General features: G+C 67.8%; 3 protein-coding genes. All 3 read right to left on the bottom strand.

What is annotated here, in order from left to right; all coding sequences use genetic code 11:
* Positions 1-276: metal ABC transporter permease (locus IJH84_RS27660; protein ID WP_295150815.1), on the bottom strand; the 276-nt coding region annotated here is incomplete at its 3' end.
* 71 nt (positions 277-347) lie between these two features.
* Positions 348-1,175, bottom strand: a complete 828-nt coding sequence (locus tag IJH84_RS27655) for a response regulator transcription factor (protein WP_295150813.1) — start codon at positions 1,173-1,175, stop codon at positions 348-350.
* A 422-nt stretch (positions 1,176-1,597) separates the two neighbouring features.
* The coding region (locus IJH84_RS27650; protein ID WP_295150811.1) for an urease accessory protein UreD at positions 1,598-2,101 on the bottom strand (504 nt) is incomplete at its 5' end.

The raw sequence follows: 2,101 nt of genomic DNA, 5'->3' as shown, positions 1-2,101 counted from the left end.
ATCGCCGCTCCTAGCCGCACCGACGATCCGCACGCGCGCCCAGGACCATGTCAGGCTGCCGCGGCCCTGGGCCACGGGTCCGCGCACCACTGCTCGGGCCGCACTGGGTGCTGCGAGCAGGAAGGCCACGGTGAGGATCGCGCCGACCTGGGAGGCCATGAGCGCGGTAGCCGCGGTCAGCAGCACCAGCACTATGGCTGACATCATCCCGGTGCGGTGTCCGGCCGTTTGGTAGTCGTCGGGGTCGAATGCGGAGAAGACCAACCGGCCGTGCACCGGAAGTACCACTCCTGACAGTCGGATCCAGCCACGATGCCGACGACGTGTCGCTGGTCCGTGTTCCACCCTCATGTCCGGGCGGGCGGGAAACGCCGATCTCGCGGCCGCGCCAGATCGGCGTGAGATCCACGGTTCCTGGAGGTTGCGACCTCGTTGGTTGCGGCAGCCTCGACGGCCTCCGCAGCCTGGGCTTGGGCATCGTCGGCGAGTAGCGTTTTGCTGGCTCGGCTACTCGTGGACGAGGGACGCACGAATTTGTAGCCGACGTTGCGCACGGTGCCGATCATCGATTCGTGCTCCGGGCCGAGCTTGGCCCGCAGCCGCCGGATGTGGACGTCGATCGTGCGGGTGCCGCCGAAGAAATCGTAGCCCCACACCTCGCGTAGCAGCTGCGTCCGGGTAAACACCCGACCCGCGTGCTGGGCGAGGTACTTGAGCAGCTCGAACTCCTTATAGGTCAGCTCAAGCGCGCGGCCCTTGAGTCGGGCGGTGCAAGTGTCCTCCTCGATGCAGAGGTCGCCGAGGGTCAGCGACTCCTCTTCGGCCGATGGCGAGCGCCGTGCGGTCAGCAGGCGCAGCCGCGCGTCCACCTCGGCTGGACCCGCCGTGGGCAGCAGGATCTCGTCCACGCCCCACCCCGTGGTGATGGTTACCAGGCCACCCTCGTTTACAACCGCAACGACTGGGACGTCCCCGCCGGCGAGCACTCGGCACAGCTCGCGGGCAGCGGCGAGGTCGCCGCGGGCGTCGACCAACACGGCCCGGTGCTGGCTCGCGGACAGCACCGCACCAGGATCCGGCGGCAGCAGGCGCACCTCGTGCGGCAGCAGCGGCAGCGAGGGCAGCACCGACAGACAGTCCTTCTCACCGGTCAACAGCAGGAGTTCACAGCTCATGGGGTCCTCCGTCCCAGGGGCCCGTCACCACAGCGCCTCCCGGTCGCGCGGGCCAGTGGAGTTCCCGCGCACGATGCTCGGCGACCAGCTCCATTGCATGTGGACAACGAGCAGAATAACGGGCGTGTGCGGGGGAAAACCAGATGAGGCCGTTGGTCTCACATATGTGAACGTCGGGAAACCACGATGTTTCAACACGAGGGAGTCACGTGCTGACACCATCCACCAGGGGATCGTCGGTATACTATGCGCTGGCGCAGCGGGCTTTTATGTCGAGCACGGTGGGGGTCAGTGCCCGGCTTCGTCGATATTCAAATTTTGGCATCATCGTCCACGACCCGTATATGCGTGCGCCATTTCTGCCATGTCTGGCGGAGAAGTGCCCTCAGCCTCGACGTCAGAGGGACACGTGATCGAACTGTTCACCATGTGTGGTCGGCGAAGGTCTTGGCGTCAGGGTGGTGGGAAAGCGCTTCGGAAAGGCGGTGTTCGGTGGTGGCCGCGTCCGGGGCGAGTGTGGAAGCCAGCGCACCGCCTGCGGCCAGCGGGGACAGGGACCACCATGGGCCGCTCGCGGCCCGGGGCGGGTTCTGCTCGGTGGCGATGAACTCGGTGGCCAGGACGCGGGCGCCGGCCAGGGCGCTGCTGCTGGAGCGCAGCAGCGCCTCGCCGAGGTCGATTTCCTGGCGCAGCAACGGGATTCCGTCCCGAATGGCGTGCGTGCTCGCGACCAGTCGGCCCGCTTTTTCTTGCCAGCGCCCGAGGACGAGGACCTCTCGGCAGCGGGCTCGCGAGTCCGCCGCGAGGTCAACGGACAGCTGGGCCCGGTGGTCCGCGCCCGCGGTGACGACCGTCGCCTGCGGCAGGTAGTCGACCGATCCGCCTTCCGCGACCTGGACCCGTACGCGCACCCGGCTCAGGCCCCT

Origin of the sequence: Saccharopolyspora sp., from assembly GCF_017434145.1 — a bacterium.
Classification (GTDB): Bacteria; Actinomycetota; Actinomycetes; order Mycobacteriales; family Pseudonocardiaceae; genus Saccharopolyspora_C; species Saccharopolyspora_C galaxeae.
Note: the sequence above shows the minus strand (reverse complement) of the source record. Positions and strands in the feature narration are given on the sequence as shown.